At 57.9% G+C, this 16,093-nt stretch carries 14 protein-coding genes; 9 read left to right on the top strand and 5 right to left on the bottom strand.

What is annotated here, in order from left to right; all coding sequences use genetic code 11:
- Positions 1–49: 49 nt before the first annotated feature.
- Positions 50–439, top strand: coding sequence for a hypothetical protein (locus G7G_RS0109665; protein WP_010440898.1), 390 nt, complete (start codon positions 50–52; stop codon positions 437–439).
- A gap of 41 nt (positions 440–480) precedes the next feature.
- Here G7G_RS0109665 and G7G_RS0109660 read toward each other — a convergent pair whose 3' ends face one another.
- The gene (locus tag G7G_RS0109660; protein ID WP_010440895.1) at positions 481–1,512 is read right to left on the bottom strand and encodes a permease; all 1,032 of its coding nucleotides are present in this window, start codon (positions 1,510–1,512) and stop codon (positions 481–483) included.
- Complete coding sequence (locus G7G_RS0109655; RefSeq protein WP_010440893.1) at positions 1,505–1,813, bottom strand: ArsR/SmtB family transcription factor; 309 nt, start codon at positions 1,811–1,813, stop codon at positions 1,505–1,507. The genes G7G_RS0109660 and G7G_RS0109655 overlap by 8 nt, the downstream gene beginning before the upstream one ends.
- Before the next feature lie 125 nt (positions 1,814–1,938).
- On the opposite strand from G7G_RS0109655, the gene pdxR reads away from it, so the two are divergent.
- The 5 genes from pdxR to G7G_RS0109630 all read left to right on the top strand — a co-directional run bounded on the left by pdxR (position 1,939) and on the right by G7G_RS0109630 (position 9,918).
- On the top strand, positions 1,939–3,399 hold the full coding sequence (gene pdxR, locus G7G_RS0109650) for a MocR-like pyridoxine biosynthesis transcription factor PdxR (protein ID WP_010440891.1): 1,461 nt from the start codon (positions 1,939–1,941) through the stop codon (positions 3,397–3,399).
- 124 nt (positions 3,400–3,523) lie between these two features.
- The gene (gene xsc / locus G7G_RS0109645) at positions 3,524–5,299 is read left to right on the top strand and encodes a sulfoacetaldehyde acetyltransferase (RefSeq protein WP_010440889.1); all 1,776 of its coding nucleotides are present in this window, start codon (positions 3,524–3,526) and stop codon (positions 5,297–5,299) included.
- 169 nt (positions 5,300–5,468) lie between these two features.
- Positions 5,469–8,285 carry a molybdopterin oxidoreductase family protein gene (locus G7G_RS0109640; protein WP_010440888.1) on the top strand — a complete coding sequence of 939 codons (2,817 nt, stop codon included), beginning with the start codon at positions 5,469–5,471 and terminating at the stop codon, positions 8,283–8,285.
- On the top strand, positions 8,282–9,031 hold the full coding sequence (locus G7G_RS0109635; RefSeq protein WP_010440887.1) for a 4Fe-4S dicluster domain-containing protein: 750 nt from the start codon (positions 8,282–8,284) through the stop codon (positions 9,029–9,031). The genes G7G_RS0109640 and G7G_RS0109635 overlap by 4 nt, the downstream gene beginning before the upstream one ends.
- Positions 9,031–9,918, top strand: coding sequence for a dimethyl sulfoxide reductase anchor subunit family protein (locus G7G_RS0109630; protein ID WP_010440886.1), 888 nt, complete (start codon positions 9,031–9,033; stop codon positions 9,916–9,918). Before G7G_RS0109635 ends, G7G_RS0109630 begins: the two co-directional genes overlap by 1 nt.
- A 133-nt stretch (positions 9,919–10,051) precedes the next feature.
- Here the strand turns inward: G7G_RS0109630 and dapA are convergent, their stop codons facing one another.
- Entirely contained in the window at positions 10,052–10,924 is an 873-nt protein-coding gene (gene dapA, locus G7G_RS0109625; protein ID WP_010440885.1) for a 4-hydroxy-tetrahydrodipicolinate synthase, read from the bottom strand.
- A 122-nt stretch (positions 10,925–11,046) separates the two neighbouring features.
- Here dapA and G7G_RS0109620 point away from each other — a divergent pair, with 122 nt between their 5' ends.
- Positions 11,047–13,020: a lytic transglycosylase domain-containing protein gene (locus G7G_RS0109620; protein WP_010440884.1), complete on the top strand. Its 1,974-nt coding sequence runs from the start codon at positions 11,047–11,049 to the stop codon at positions 13,018–13,020.
- On the opposite strand, the gene G7G_RS0109615 is transcribed toward G7G_RS0109620, so the two are convergent.
- Both G7G_RS0109615 and mnmC2 read right to left on the bottom strand, forming a co-directional pair.
- Positions 12,985–13,863 carry a DMT family transporter gene (locus G7G_RS0109615; protein WP_010440883.1) on the bottom strand — a complete coding sequence of 293 codons (879 nt, stop codon included), beginning with the start codon at positions 13,861–13,863 and terminating at the stop codon, positions 12,985–12,987. The two genes, G7G_RS0109620 and G7G_RS0109615, sit on opposite strands and share 36 nt — an antisense overlap.
- The gene (gene mnmC2, locus G7G_RS0109610; RefSeq protein WP_010440882.1) at positions 13,860–14,525 is read right to left on the bottom strand and encodes a tRNA (5-methylaminomethyl-2-thiouridine)(34)-methyltransferase MnmC2; all 666 of its coding nucleotides are present in this window, start codon (positions 14,523–14,525) and stop codon (positions 13,860–13,862) included. Before mnmC2 ends, G7G_RS0109615 begins: the two co-directional genes overlap by 4 nt.
- Positions 14,526–14,580: 55 nt before the next feature.
- Between mnmC2 and G7G_RS0109605 the strand changes: the two genes are divergently transcribed.
- On the top strand, positions 14,581–15,615 hold the full coding sequence (locus G7G_RS0109605) for an NAD(P)/FAD-dependent oxidoreductase (RefSeq protein ID WP_010440881.1): 1,035 nt from the start codon (positions 14,581–14,583) through the stop codon (positions 15,613–15,615).
- The gene (locus G7G_RS0109600) at positions 15,612–16,091 is read left to right on the top strand and encodes a GNAT family N-acetyltransferase (protein ID WP_010440880.1); all 480 of its coding nucleotides are present in this window, start codon (positions 15,612–15,614) and stop codon (positions 16,089–16,091) included. The genes G7G_RS0109605 and G7G_RS0109600 overlap by 4 nt, the downstream gene beginning before the upstream one ends.
- Positions 16,092–16,093 lie beyond the last annotated feature (2 nt).

The raw sequence follows: 16,093 nt of genomic DNA, 5'->3' as shown, positions 1-16,093 counted from the left end.
TCACGGCCCCGATATTCAATACTCGGGGCCACATTCCCAAGGGAAACTGATGCTTAGCATTCTGTCCGCAGTTTTTGGACCGCACCGCGCCGTATCGATCTATGTGTTCCTGAAATCCTGGTGGTTGGCGATCACCGGCGCCATCGCAATGATTGCCATCGTTGCAGGCTTATTGTTGCTGAATGACGACGGCAAGCACGAGCACGAAGCGTTTCTAACCGTTGCCGTTTTGTCAGCGACGCCGATTAATGGAGACCTCAAAAACGGGGTTATTGCATCGGTGCGCTTGCCTGATGGTTCGGCAACTTCGATTACGTCTACAGAAAGCCCTATCGCGCGTTCAGTGGGTACAGAGGCCTGCATAGAAAAACGTGTGTACGTGGCGAGCGGTGAGCCGCGATACAGGTTCAAGCTGCCGCGGTACTGCGAAGCAAGTTAGTAAAGCAAAACCGCCCGGTGTCTGCACCGGGCGGTTTTCATTCAAATCATCTGGAATGCGATGCCTGCGATGATGGCCCCACTGATGCCCAGCCCCAGATAGGTTGCAAATACGCGAGGTTTGACCAGCGACCACACCGCCGCCATTGCTGGGATTGAGCTGACGGCTCCAGCCACCATGAATGACATCGCAGCACCTGCGCTCATACCCTGTTCCATAAGGCCTGCCAGCAGCGGTGGCGCGACGTAAGAGTTCAGATAGGCCGGCATTCCGACCAATGCCGCTACAACGATGGGAACAACGCCTTCACCGCCGACGACTCTGGCAATCAGGTCCGCTGGAACATAGCTGACCAGCAGTGCTTCGAGCACGTAAGCAAAGGCCAGCCATTTCAGCAGGAATAAACCGTTGTGGACAAACTCAGCCCGAAAACGCGTGCGGCGTTCAGGCTCGTTCCAGAACTGCCATACGGGCTTGTCATCCTTCTTTGGTCCGCATCCACAGCATCCCGTTGGATTGTATTCGCGCAACGGCTGTGCGAAGGCACCACCTCTCATCAGGGCGCGTACGGCGAATCCACCGAACAGCCCCAAGGCAACGGCGGCCACGGCTTTGCCGATCGCAAACGGCCAGCCCAACGCACCAGCTGTGATAAGCAATGTCGGCGGGTCGATAAGCGGGGAACTGAGCCAGAATGCCATGACTGCCGACAAGGGCGCACCCAGGGCCAGCAATCCCGCGATGAACGGGATGACTTCGCAGGAACAAAAGGGCGCCAGTCCGCCAAACAAAGCTGCAAAAAAAATCATCCGCGTCTCACGCCCTTCAAACGCGCGGGCTACCATCACTTCAGCTCCGGTTGCCTTGAGGTAGGACAGCAGCAAAACGGCAAACAGGATGTATTGCCCTGTATGCGCAAGTGCCTTACCGGCAAATGTCACGATTTCGGCCCAGTTGCTTGGGTCAAGAACGGCCACCAGCACCAGGATGACCACGATCAGCGCCCACGGCGTTTTTATCAGACTGACCAGATTTCTCGCCGAGGGTTTGGGGTTTTGGGTCAACTCAGCCATCGTTCGCGGCCTTTCCCACCTCATCTGCACAGCACTCGCTGAGGATGAACTGTGCGAGATTTCTCAACTCATCAAAGCACGCCCGATTGATTGTAGTGCGCCCGATCTTTTCTTGTTCAACAACACCACCAGCAGCGAGAAACCGCAGATGATGCGCCAATGTCGACGGCGCGATGCCCGTACGAGACTGGATTTCTCCGACAGTCAGCCCGGTCTCGCCGGCACGCACCAACGTTTTCAGAACTTTCAGCCGGGCTTCGGACCCCATAGCCGAAAAACCGGCAGCGGCTTCTTCCCACACAAGTTTTCTCCATATAACTAGGTTTCTAGTTATATGGCTCAATAACCAACCAACGTCAACCAAACAGTTGCGAACGGTCATAAGTCCAGATTGCTTCCACCTTAAGTCCAGCCTATAACGACGCCATGGGCATTTCGGTCGACACGTTCTTTCTTGAGCGCAACGGGCAAGGCACGTTGCAGGCGCAGCTTCAGCAGCTGATCGCCGAAGGCATTCTTTCAGGGCGTTTTCATGTTGGTGAGAAACTGCCCTCGTCCCGCAAACTTGCGGCTCATCTGGGTGTCAGCCGGATTACCGTTACCCTTGCCTACACTGAGCTTCTGGCAAACGATTATCTGACCGCCAAAGGCCGGTCGGGATACTATGTGTCGGAAAACGCTCCGGTGCCGCCAACCTACGCCCCGGTTCGGCGTGATAACGAGAGTGTAGACTGGGACCGTGCCTTTGCCCGCCGTTTTTCGGATGGCGATGTATTGACCAAGCCCAGCAACTGGCGCGACTACCGCTATCCGTTCATCTATGGTCAGGTCGACAGAAAACTGTTCGACCACGCAAACTGGCGCCTCTGTGCAGTAAGGGCGCTTGGACACAAAGATTTCCATTCATTGACCGGGGACTATGTCGACCAGGATGATCCTCTGCTACTTGAATTCATTGCAAGACACACTCTGCCACGCAGAGGCATCGTGGCTCGGCCCGAGGAAATCCTGATCACTCTGGGTGCTCAGAACGCACTTTGGCTGGCCTCGCGCATTTTGCTAAACCGGAATCGAAGAGCCGCGATTGAGGATCCCTGCTATTACGCCTTGCGTGATCTTCTGATCCACTCAGACTGCCAGCTATCCTATCTGAAGGTTGATCGTGAGGGTTTGCTCCCAGATACGATACCGGATGATACTGACGTAATTTTCACCACTCCCAGCCACCAGTGCCCTACCACCGCAACGATGCCGGTTGATCGCCGCAATGCCCTGTTGAGCCGCGCCCGGGAATTGGACGCAATGATTGTCGAGGATGACTATGAGTTCGAGATGTCATTTCTGGGTGCACCGTCGCCAGCGCTGCGATCGATGGATCGGGACGGGCGGGTGATCTATGTAGGCAGCTTCTCAAAATCTCTGTTTCCGGGGCTTCGTCTGGGCTACATGGTCGGTTCCGAGCCCTTCATCCGCGAAGCCCGGGCACTCCGGTCACTCGTGCTGCGCCACCCTCCCGGCCACATGCAGCGCACAGCAGCCTATTTTCTGTCGCTCGGTCACTACGACGCGCAGATCAGACGGATGTCCAAAACACTGCAACGCCGACGAGAAGCAATTGAAGAAGCGATCAAGCAGTATGGCCTGACGGTGGCAGGTCGCGGCATGCTTGGCGGCTCTTCGATCTGGATGCAGGCACCAGAACGTATCGACACGACGAAACTGGCAAGCGATCTGCAGCGCCAAAGCGTCCACATTGAACCGGGCGAGCCCTTCTTTTCGGGCCCGAACCGACCGCAGAACTACTATCGATTGGGGTATTCTGCGATTTCGTCAGCGCGTATCGGACCCGGCATCCAGCAAATCGCTGAGACTATTCGTCAGTCTTGAGGCGTACTGGACCTAAGTCACCACCAGTTCTGGCCCTAACGCCACAGACACCCGTACGCCAAAACCGACCAGAAAACCGGGTCCCTAACCTCGGTCCCGCCATCTATGATCGGAGATTACGCAGATGAAGATGACCACCGAAGAAGCCTTTGTAAAAACCCTGCAGATGCATGGCATCGAACATGCGTTCGGAATCATCGGTTCTGCGATGATGCCAATTTCTGACATTTTTGAGAAAGCTGGTATCACTTTTTGGGATTGCGCGCACGAAGGTTCGGGCGGAATGATGGCTGATGGCTACACCCGCGCGACCGGCAAAATGTCGATGATGATCGCCCAGAACGGCCCCGGCATCACCAACTTTGTCACCGCTGTTAAGACTGCTTACTGGAACCACACCCCGCTGCTGCTGGTCACTCCGCAGGCCGCCAACAAGACCATGGGTCAGGGCGGTTTCCAGGAGATGGAGCAGATGCGCATGTTCGCCGACTGCGTTTGCTATCAGGAAGAAGTGCGTGACCCAAGCCGTATGGCCGAAGTGCTGAGCCGCGTCATCATGAACGCCAAACGCGCGTCGGCCCCTGCGCAGATAAACGTCCCGCGCGACTTCTTCACTCAGGTCATCGACATCGATTTGCCTGCTGTTGTTGAATTCGAGCTGCCTTCGGGTGGCGCAACGGCTGTGTCCGAAGCTGCCGCGCTGCTGTCGAACGCAAAGAACCCTGTCATCCTGAACGGTGCAGGCACAGTTCTGTCGAATGGTGGCATCGAAGCGTCGAAAGCACTGGCCGAGCGTCTGGACGCTCCGGTTTGCGTTGGTTACCAGCACAACGACGCCTTCCCCGGCTCGCACCCGCTTTTCGCTGGCCCGCTGGGCTATAACGGCTCGAAAGCCGGTATGCAGTTGATCAAGGAAGCAGACGTTGTTCTGTGCCTCGGCACCCGCCTGAACCCGTTCTCGACTCTGCCGGGTTACGGCATGGAGTACTGGCCGGCAGACGCGAAGATCATTCAGGTCGACATCAACCCTGACCGTATCGGCCTGACCAAGAAGGTCTCGGTTGGTATCGTGGGCGATGCGGCAACTGTTGCCACCAACATTCTGAATCAGCTGTCTGATACAGCCGGTGACGAAGGTCGTGATGCGCGCAAAGCGAAGATCGCAGAAACCAAATCGCGCTGGGCGCAAGAGCTGACCTCGATGGATCACGAGCAGGACGATCCGGGCACCACCTGGAACGAACGTGCCCGTGCTGCCAAGCCGGATTGGCTGAGCCCCCGTAAAGCATGGCGCGCAATCCAGTCCGCTCTGCCAAAAGAGGCGATCATCTCGTCCGACATCGGCAACAACTGCGCCATCGGCAACGCGTACCCTTCGTTCGAAGAAGGTCGCAAATATCTGGCCCCCGGCCTGTTCGGCCCCTGTGGCTATGGTCTGCCTTCGGTCATCGGCGCCAAGATCGGCTGCCCAGATGTACCTGTTGTCGGTTTCTCGGGTGATGGTGCCTTCGGCATCGCAGTCACCGAACTGACCGCCATCGGTCGCGAAGAATGGCCCGCCATCACCCAGGTTGTGTTCCGCAACTATCAGTGGGGTGCGGAAAAGCGCAACTCGACCCTGTGGTTCGATGACAACTTCGTCGGCACAGAGTTGGACACCAAAGTGTCTTATGCTGGCATCGCCAATGCGTGCGGCCTGAAAGGCGTCATCGCACGCACTCAGGACGAGTTAACCGCTGCACTGAGCCAGGCGATCGAAGACCAGAAGAACGGCATCACCACACTGATCGAAGCAATGATCAACCAGGAACTGGGTGAACCCTTCCGCCGTGACGCGATGAAGAAGCCAGTTGAAGTTGCCGGTATCGACGCGGCTGACATGCGACCACAGCAGGTTTGATCGCTGTAAAGTCAAAGTCCGGACCGGGTTCAACCGGTCCGTCAAACAAAAGCAGAGGAAGAGGCTTTCGCGCTCTCTTCCTCTGAGTGGTTAAGCCCGGCGTTCCTACGCTCCAGAGCGTCCAACACGCGCAGGCACCATGGCGATTCGCCACAGGGAGAGAGATAACGTGAACCAACAACCAAACCTCAACCTATCCCCGCCTGTGTCAGATGAGATTCGCCGCACCACCTGCTACATGTGCGCCTGCCGCTGCGGTATCAACGTGCACATGAAGGATGGAAAGGTCGCCTATATCGAAGGCAACCGGGATCATCCGGTGAACAAAGGGGTGCTTTGCGCCAAAGGCAGCGCAGGGATCATGCAGGTGAACGCACCGTCGCGGCTGCGCGCACCACTGAAACGGGTCGGGCCGCGCGGTTCGGGTGAGTTCGAGGAAATCAGCTGGGACGAGGCGCTGGAGATCGCTGTCGGTTGGCTGAAACCGATCCGCGAAGACAATCCCGAAAAACTGGCCTTTTTCACGGGCCGCGACCAAAGCCAGAGCTTCACCAGTTTCTGGGCGCAGAATTTCGGCACCTGTAACTATGCAGCCCATGGCGGGTTCTGCTCGGTCAACATGGCAGCAGGTGGCATCTACACGATGGGCGGCGCATTTTGGGAGTTTGGTCAACCTGATTGGGATCACACCAAGCTGTTCATGCTGTTCGGTGTGGCAGAAGACCACGACTCAAACCCCATCAAGATGGGAATTGGCAAAATCAAGGCCCGCGGCGCGCGTGTGATCGGGGTCAACCCAATCCGCAGTGGCTATAATGCCGTGGCAGATGACTGGGTTGGAATCACACCCGGAACCGACGGCCTGTTCATCATGTCGCTGATCCATGTGCTGATGAAGGCCGGTAAAATTGATCTGGATTACCTCAGCCGCTACACCAACGCACCGGTCTTGATCAACGCATCCGAAGGCCCGGAAAAAGGTCTGTTCCTGAAAGACGACGACGGCAAACCGCTGGTCATTGATCGCAAAACTGGCGAGCTGACTGCGTTCGACAAACCGGGCGTGCGGCCTGATCTCTCGGCAACCTACGAGAAAGATGGGGTCACGCACCGTCCGGTTTTCCACCAGATGGCCGAACGCTATCTGGCCGACGAATACGCACCCGAGGCAATCGCCGATAAATGCGGCGTACCTGCGACCCGTATTCGAGCGATCGCAGCCGAACTGGCCCGTGTGGCCTTTGATGAAGCCTTCGAACTGGACCATGAATGGACCGATTTCCGGGGCGAGAAACACTCGAAGATGATCGGTCGCCCTGTCGCGATGCACTCGATGCGCGGCGTCTCGGCCCACGCGAACGGTTTCCAGACCTGCCGCGCCCTGCATGTGTTGCAGATCCTGCTTGGAACAGTCGAAGTCCCCGGCGGCTTCCGCTTCAAACCACCATACCCCAAGCCGGTTGAGGCGCATCCGACCCCGCACTGTAAGGTGACGCCGAATACACCTCTGGACGGGCCGCATCTGGGATTTGTCCGCGGCCCCGAGCATCTCGCGCTTAAAGAAGATGGTAGCCCCGCCCGTATCGACAAAGCGTTTACATGGGAAAACCCAATGTCCAGCCATGGGCTGATGCATATGGTGATCTCGAACGCCCATGCGGGCGATCCCTACAAGATCGACACGCTGTTCATGTATATGGCCAACATGTCCTGGAATTCGACCATGAACACCAAAGGTGTCATGGAGATGCTGACGGACAAGGATGAGAACGGCGATTATGTGATTCCGCGCATCATCTATTCCGACGCCTACAGCTCGGAAATGGTGGCTTACGCTGACCTAATCCTGCCCGACACCACCTATCTGGAACGCCACGACTGTATCTCGCTGCTGGACCGCCCGATCTGCGAAGCCGAGGCCGCCGCAGATGCGATCCGCTGGCCCGTGATCGAACCCGACCGCGACGTGCGCGGCTTCCAGTCGGTTTTGATTGATCTCGCCAATCGCATGGGCCTGCCTGGCTTTACCAACGAAGACGGCAGCGCCAAGTGGACGGATTACGCCGACTACATTGTGAATCACGAGCGCAAACCTGGCATCGGGCCTTTGGCCGGTTTCCGGGGCGCAAACGGCGACAAGGAAGGCCGCGGCGAGGTCAATCCCGATCAGCTGAACCGCTACATCGAGAACGGTGGTTTCTATATCGCGCATATACCCGACGGTGCCGACTACTATAAGCCGTGGAACAATGCCTATCAGGATTGGGCTGTTGGCATGGGCATATATGACAGCCCGCAGCCTTATCTGTTCCAGCTCTATTCCGAACCCATGCGAAAGTTCCAGCTGGCAGCCGAAGGTCATGGCGAACGGCAACCACCCGAACACCTGCGCCAACGGATCAAGGACACGATGGACCCGCTGCCGATCTGGTACGAGACCGACCAGACCGGCAGTGAAGGCTTCACCGTCAACGCCCTGACGCAGCGCCCCATGGCGATGTACCACAGCTGGGGCACCCAAAACGCATGGCTGCGGCAATTGCACGGGCGTAACCCACTTTACGTCCCGACCAAGCTTATGCGTGAACATGGGCTGGAAGACGGCGACTGGGCCAAAGTCAGCTCTCCGCATGGTGAGATTACCGTGCCGGTCATGGAAATGGCAGCACTGAATGACAATACCGTGTGGACTTGGAACGCCATCGGAAAGCGCAAAGGCACTTGGGCACTTCAGGAAGATGCGCCTGAGGCCACAAAGGGTTTTCTGCTCAACCACTTGATCCACGAGTTGCTGCCACCGAAGGGTGACGGTCTGCGCTGGGCAAACTCTGATCCGATCACCGGTCAGGCTGCGTGGTTCGATCTGAAGGTAAAGATCGAAAAAGCCGCCGCTCCAAGCGACGCCGAAAGCCAACCCGAGTTCGATCCGATTAAATCCCCGGTTGGCACCGGCCCCAAAAACCTGGCGTGGAAGGTAGGAAAATGACCCGACTCCCCACATCTACCGACCGCAAAATGGGTCTTGTCATCGATTTGGACACCTGCGTCGGATGCCATGCCTGTGTGATCTCTTGCAAAGGCTGGAACACCGAAAATTATGGCGCACCTCTTTCCGATCAGGATGCGTATGGCGCAAACCCCTCGGGTACTTTCCTCAACCGCGTACATTCCTACGAGGTGCAGCCAGCGGAAGGGCACGCCCAACTGATCCACTTCCCCAAATCGTGCCTGCATTGCGAAGACGCGCCCTGCGTCACGGTCTGCCCAACTGGCGCCAGCTATAAGCGGGCTGAGGACGGTATCGTTCTCGTTAACGAAAGCGACTGTATCGGCTGTGGCCTTTGCGCCTGGTCATGCCCCTATGGTGCTCGCGAATTGGATCAAGCCGAAGGCGTGATGAAGAAATGCACCCTTTGCGTCGATCGGATCTACAACGAGAACCTGCCCGAAGTGGATCGTGTACCCTCTTGCGTGCGCACTTGCCCGGCGGGCGCGCGTCATTTTGGAGACCTCGGGGATCCCGACAGCGATGTTAGCAAGCTGGTCGCCGAACGCGACGGTATGGACCTGATGCCCGAAATGGGCACCAAACCCGTCAATAAATATCTGCCACCCCGACCCAAGGACAAGATTGAGGAGCAGATCGACATTCTGGCCCCTCTGCTGGCCCCGGTCGCCGAAGAGCCCAAGGGTTTTCTTGGCTGGCTCGACAAGACCCTGGAGAAGCTCTGATGCACCCGGCCCCTTCCGTTATCATCTTTACCACACTGTCCGGCCTCGGCTTTGGCCTGCTGTACTTTCTGGGCTTTGGCACCCCTGACGTCTCGGGCATCACCGCTTTCGTGTTCTTCGCCATCGCCTTTGCGCTGGCCATCGGTGGGCTGCTGGCCTCTACTTTCCACCTCGGCCACCCGGAAAGGGCATGGAAAGCCTTTAGCCAGTGGAAAACAAGTTGGCTCAGCCGAGAAGGCGTCTGCGCCGTTGCAGCTTTGTCGGTGATGGGGCTTTATGCCATCGGCGTGATATTCCTTGGGCAGCAGTGGACGCTTCTCGGGGTTGTCGGCTCCATCCTTAGTCTCGCAACGGTCTTCACGACCTCGATGATTTACACCCAGCTCAAAACCATCCCGCGCTGGAATATGTGGGCGACCCCGGCGATGTTCATCACTTTCAGCCTTGCCGGCGGCGCGTTGCTCGCTGGTGCGGAAAGTATTGCACCCACGCTGCTGGTCGTCGCCGCCATTGTGCAACTGATTTACTGGGTCATGGGCGACAATGCGTTTCAAAACGCTGGTACCGATCTGGGCACCGCAACCGGCCTTGGCAATCGTGGCACAGTGCGTGCGTTCGAGCCGCCACATACCGGTACAAACTATCTGCTGCGGGAATTCGTGCATGTGGTCGGGCGCAAACACGCGCAAAAGCTGCGGGCCATCTCTTTCGCGCTGGCCTTCGTATTGCCGATCCTGCTGCTTATCCTTCCAGCAGATGGCGTTGTCCTGAAACACATCCTGGCTTTGTTTGCTGTCATGTCACATCTGACCGGCGTCGCGGTTTCACGCTGGTTGTTCTTTGCGCAAGCAGAGCATGTGGTTGGGTTGTACTACGGCAAGCGCTGATGGGGGCTCTGCCCCCGTCGCGGCAAGCCGCGACTCCCCCCGAGATATTTTTAGCCAGATGAAGTTTGGATCCCGAATTGAAAAGGGCGGCACTCGATCTTCGAGGCCGCCCTTGCGATTCTGTATGTTGACTTCAGATTAGTCCAGCGTGCGCCATTGCGGCTTCGATAGTGGCTTTGGTGCTGTCTTCCAGATCGGTCAAAGGCGAACGCACTTCGGTGCTGCATAGGCCAAGTTTGTTGAGCGCGTATTTTGCGCCGACCAAGCCAGGCTCGATGAAGATCGCTTCGTGCAGCGGCATCAGCAGGTCCTGATAATCCAATGCTTTTGCATAATCGCCCGCCAACGTAGCCTGCTGGAATTCGGCACAGAGCTTCGGGGCCACGTTTGCGGTGACCGAGATGCAGCCCACTCCGCCATGAGCGTTGAAGCCAAGTGCTGTCGCGTCTTCCCCGGACAGCTGACAGAAATCGGCCCCGCAGCTCGCACGCTGCTGGCTGACGCGTGCAAGATCGCCGGTCGCGTCCTTGACCCCGACTATGCGGGGCAGTTTCGCCAGTTCGCCCATCGTTGCTGGGGTCATGTCGATGACCGAACGACCCGGGATGTTGTAGATGATGATCGGGATATCGGCGCTGTCATGCAGAGTTTGGAAATGCGCCAGCAGCCCTTTCTGGGTCGGCTTATTGTAATAGGGTGTTACAACCAGCGCCGCATCCGCACCAATTTTCTGTGCGAATTGAACGAACCGTATGGCCTCGACCGTGTTGTTGGACCCGGCACCAGCGATGACAGGTACGCGACCTGCGGCGGCTTTGACCACCTCGGCAATCACCGTTTCATGCTCTTCATGGCTGAGCGTCGGGCTTTCGCCGGTCGTACCAACCGGTACCAGTCCGGTCGAACCTTGCTGAATTTGCCATTCGACCAGGTGTTTGAGCGTATCCAGGTCCAACGCGCCGTTGCTGAACGGGGTGACCAGGGCTGGCATCGAGCCTTTAAACATGGAACGCTCCTTAGGTGTTTTTGCGCACCGGTCCGTCACGATTAAGGGTTTGTGAGTTGATCCCGGCGGCGCAAGGTTTATCCTGCATGGCTGTATCCTTGGTTTGTTGGGGAATGCAAGGGATGAGACGTATTCTGTCGCTTGGAATAGCGATGATTCTGGCGTTGGTGCTACAGCCGCAGGCCACTCGGGCGGATGCGACGCAGGATTTGCGCGCGGGGCTCTATGAGATGCGCAAGGGCGACTGGAATGCCGCGCTGCGCGTGGCAGGTCACCGTGGATCGGTGGCGCGGGACATCATTGTCTGGCATTGGTTGCGCGAGGGCTTTGGCAGCTCGGGTGACGTGCTGGTATTTCTGGAGCGGCGTCCGGATTGGCCCGGTCTGGCCTGGCTGCGCCGTAAGAGCGAGCCATCGTTCACCGCAGCCGATCCGGATCGGGTTCTGAATTTCTACGAGGGGATGCCTCCGCAAACCGCCGAAGGCGCGTTGAACTATGCCGTTGCATTGAAAAGCCAAGGCCGCAACGGTGAGGCCGAAGCCGACATCGTAACGGCGTGGCGGACAATGCCGATGGGGTCGAGTCTGCAAAAGAGCTACCTGGAGAACTTTAGCAAACTTCTGAAACCGCATCACGAGGCGCGGTTGGACCGAATGCTGTGGGACGGGCATTTGGTCAGTGCGGGGCAGATGCTGCCCCTTGTCGATGCCGACTATCGCAAACTGGCTGAGGCACGCATTGCTTTGCAAAAACGCGAGAATGGTGTGGACGGCAAGGTCGCCGCTGTACCCGGTTCGTTGGCCAAGGATCCTGGTCTGGCCTTTGATCGCTTCGTATGGCGGGATCGAAAGGAACTGGACGACAGTGCCATTGATCTGATGCTGGCGCGTTCCACCGGACCAAAGTCGCTGGGTGAGCCTGACAAATGGGCGGAAGGCCGGCGTCGACTGGCGCGGCTCGAGATGCGTACCGGAGATGCAGAGCGCGCCTATGCGATTGCTGCAAATCATCACATGACGCCTGAAATGGGCTATGGCTATGCAGATCTGGAATGGCTTTCCGGATTTCTGGCCCTGCGCAAACTGAATGATCCGGCCACAGCAGTACGGCATTTCCAGAATTTCTCGGGTGCCGTGCAATCGCCGATCTCGAAGGGTCGCGGTGGATATTGGTTGGGTCGTGCCTACGCGGCGCAAGGGGATGCGGACAAGGCGCACGAGGCTTATGCAGAAGGTGCGAACTATCAGACCTCGTTCTACGGATTGCTCGCTGCAGAGCAGATCGGCCGTCCGTTTGACAGCGAATTGGCTAGTCCACGCCGTGCACCGCATTGGAAACAGGCCGCGTTTGCGGAATCCAGCGTGCTTGAGGCTGGGTTGCTGTTGCTGCGCGCTGGCGAGGGTAACCTGTCTGAGCGTTTCCTGACCCATCTGGTGGAGAGCCTCGATCAAACGCAAGCCGCTCAGTTAGGTGATCTCGTAATCGAACTGAATGAACCGCATCTGGCCGTTATGATCGCCAAACGAGCTGCGACCACCGGCATGGTTTTGCCTGCCGCCTATTACCCGGTGCATCCGGTGGCTGATATGGGCCTGCCCATGGCGAAGGAGATGACACTTGCAATTGCCCGCCGTGAAAGCGAGTTCGATCCAGTTGTTATCAGCGGTGCGGGTGCGCGTGGCTTGATGCAGGTTATGCCAGCCACTGCCAAACTTGTGGCGCAAGATCTGGGCATACTGGGAGGGCACAAGACAGGGCGTCTGACCTCGGACTGGCAGTATAACGCCAAACTGGGGGCGAATTATCTTGCGACACTGGCCGAGGACTTTAACGGCAATGTTGTGATGATGGCGGCTGGATACAACGCCGGGCCAAGGCGTCCAATCTCGTGGATGGAACGCTACGGCGACCCGCGTCGGGGTCAGGTGGACGTGATCGACTGGATCGAAACCATCCCGTTCAAGGAAACGCGCAACTATGTGATGCGCGTCGCTGAAAGCCTACCGGTCTATCGCGCGCGGCTAGGTCAGCCAGCGCTCCCGGTGCCATTCTCACAGGAGCTAACCGGCTCGACTCTTTCGTCTTTCGCGCCATAGGGTGAACAGACCTGCGGCAATCACAATTGCTGCGCCCAGAACCACCTCAGGGCGCAGCGTTTCGTGGAAGATCGTGATGCCCAGAATGGCGCTCCACATCAGATGGAAATAGGCGAAAGGTTGCACTGCGCTGGCCTCGGCCATCTCATAGCATTTGATCAACAGCCAATGCCCCAGCGCGCCTGTGATGCAGAGCAGACCCATCCATAGCCAGTCGGTTCTGGCCATCGGCTCCCAGAACCAGACGCCAACAGCCGTCATTGCGACTGCGCCAGCCACGCCGGTCCAGAAAAAGCTGGTCGCGGTACTGTCCCGCCGCGCGGCGTACCTTGTCAGAAGGCCGTAAACCGCGAACATGAATGCCGAGATCAGCGGCACTACGGCCCAGGGGTTGAACACTCCTGCACCGGGCTGGAGGATTATCAGGACGCCGATGCAACCGACACCGATGGCGGCCCAGCGGCGCCAGCCGACCTTCTCTCCCAAAACAGGGCCGCTGAGGGCGGCGATCAACAGCGGATAACAAATGAAAACTGCCTGACTTTCGATCAGCCCCAGGATGGTGAAACTGAAAACTGCCACGCAAATCTCACCGGCCAGCAAAAGGCCACGGAAAATCTGCAGCCCGAGCTGCTCGGTTTTCGCCGCCGTCCGCAGTCCCCCGGCTGACCTTGCAGCCACGGCAATCACGAAAGCGGCGAAGAACCAATACCGGATCATCACAACCATGTAGGTGTTATAGGTGCCCGCCAGATGCCGTGAGATCCCGTCCTGTAACGCAAAGACAATCGTTGCTGCGATCATCAAGGCAATGCCAGCATTAACATTGTTTTTCTGGCTCATGTCTTCACCGCCCGCGTCATATGCCGCTTGCGACCAAAACCGGGGGTGCGTGTCACCTTGAACCCGGCATCAGACAAACCGCGACGCACAAAACCGGCGGCGGTATACGTTGCCGCAGTGCCATCTTGGGCCGTGTGATCAGCAACCTGCTGCATCAGGTCAGCGCCCCACAGTTCGGGGTTCTTGGCCGGTGAGAAGCCATCCAGAAACCACGCATCTGCAGTGTCATCCCAACTGGGCAATGTCTCACGCGCGTCTCCGACCATGACTTCAAAATGCAATGTGTCCAGCACACATTTCTGCCCATTCCAGGCATTCAGAAAGCGCTCAGCCCACGGCGCCACCTCGGGAAAGGCCGCCAAAGCGCGCGCCATATCATCGGGCGCCATCGGATAGGCTTCGAAACTCGTGAACCGAAGAGGCGTGGTCTGACCCGCTGCTTCCCAGGCCGACCAAACGGTCAGCAGGTTCAGCCCGGTGCCAAAGCCCAGCTCGGCGATATGAAATCCCGGTGCAAAGCGCGCAGGCAGGTCATTGCCCGCCAGAAACACATGTCGCGTTTCTTCCAACCCGTTTTGCAACGAGTAGTAGGGATCATCGAACCGATCAGAGACCGGAATCTGATCCTCTGTCCAAGTGAGTTCGGCACGCTGGTCTGCCATCGGGGAATCCTGTAGCTAAGCGGCGCGACACTGAACAAGGAAAAGGGGATTGGCAATGGTCGATGTGACGGTGCGCGGCGCAGGGATATTTGGCCTATCCATCGCCTGGACCTGCGCAAGACGCGGCGCCAAAGTCCAGATCGTTGATCCCATTGGCCCCGGGGCGGGCTCCAGTGGCGGCTTGGTCGGCGCGTTGGCCCCGCACGTCCCCGAAAACTGGAACGCTAAAAAAGCGTTTCAGTTCGAAAGCCTCATCATGGCCGAACCGTTCTGGAAGCATGTCGAGGCCACAGGCGGGGTGTCACCGGGATACGCGCGGCTTGGCAGGCTGCAACCCATTGCAGACGCTCGGACATTGGACTTGGCCCGCGCACGCGAACTAACGGCCAAGGAACTTTGGCAGGGACAGGCCGACTGGAACGTCAGAGCGTTGGAAGAGATCGGCGCGTGGTGCCCGCCCAGCCCGACAGGATTTGTTATTCATGATACGCTTAGTGCGCGCATGCACCCTCGGCGTGCCTGCGCCGCATTGGTTGCAGCGCTTGCGGTAATGGGAGTCGAGGTCACCACAAATGCCCCCGACAAAGGGCAAGTCGTCCACGCGACAGGGCTTGCAGGCCTGCAGGAACTCAGCGCAGCATTTGGCAAAACAGTCGGTAATGGCGTTAAGGGACAGGCGGCGCTACTGCGATTTGATGCGGGTGCCGTCCCGCAGCTGTTTGCTGATGCTATTCACTTTGTGCCCCATACGGATGGTACACTCGCCATCGGTTCAACGTCCGAGCGTGAGTATGATGACCCAACTAGCACGGATGCGGCATTGGAAGAGCTGCTGGATCGCGCGATGCGGGCAGTGCCGGTGCTGCACGGGGCCGAGGTGATTGAGCGTTGGGCCGGTGTTCGCCCGCGCAGCAAGAGCCGCGCGCCAATGCTGGGTGCACATCCGTTGCACAAAGGACAATTTATCGCAAATGGTGGTTTCAAAATCGGCTTTGGCATGGCCCCGAAGGTAGCTGAGGTCATCGCCGACCTGATTCTCGACAATCGCGATGCAGTTCCTGATGGTTTTCGCCCCGAGGCGTCGCTGTGAACACCGCATACTCTGAACCCACACGACTGAACCGCGACAGCCTTGTGCTGCCTGAGGTATTACGCCTGATCCGTGAAAGCTTTGCGTATATGGAAGGTCGTATTGATCCGCCTTCTTCAATGCACCGCCTAACTCTGGACAGTCTGCGCAGGCAGATCGATGAGGGCGAGATTTGGGTGATCGGAGACCGCCCCGATGCTGTTGTTTTTCTGACACCCAAACCGGGTCGATTATATCTTAGCAAACTGGCTGTAGACCTTCGGCAGCGCGATCGCGGTCTGGCCCGTACACTAATCGAACAAGCTCAGGTCCAAGCACGCAGGTACGGGCTTGATATACTGGAACTACAGTCCCGGGTTGAGCTTGTCGAAAACCACGCGACTTTTGCCCGGCTTGGATTCTCAAAGACCGGTGAGACGGCCCATCCGGGCTTTGATCGGCCGACCTCAATTACCATGCAAAAAAGGTTGGGCTGAAG

Source organism: Ruegeria conchae, assembly GCF_000192475.1.
GTDB classification, from domain to species: domain Bacteria; phylum Pseudomonadota; class Alphaproteobacteria; order Rhodobacterales; family Rhodobacteraceae; genus Ruegeria; species Ruegeria conchae.
The sequence above is the reverse complement of the archived record's forward strand: the minus strand, read 5'-3'. Positions and strand labels throughout refer to the sequence as shown.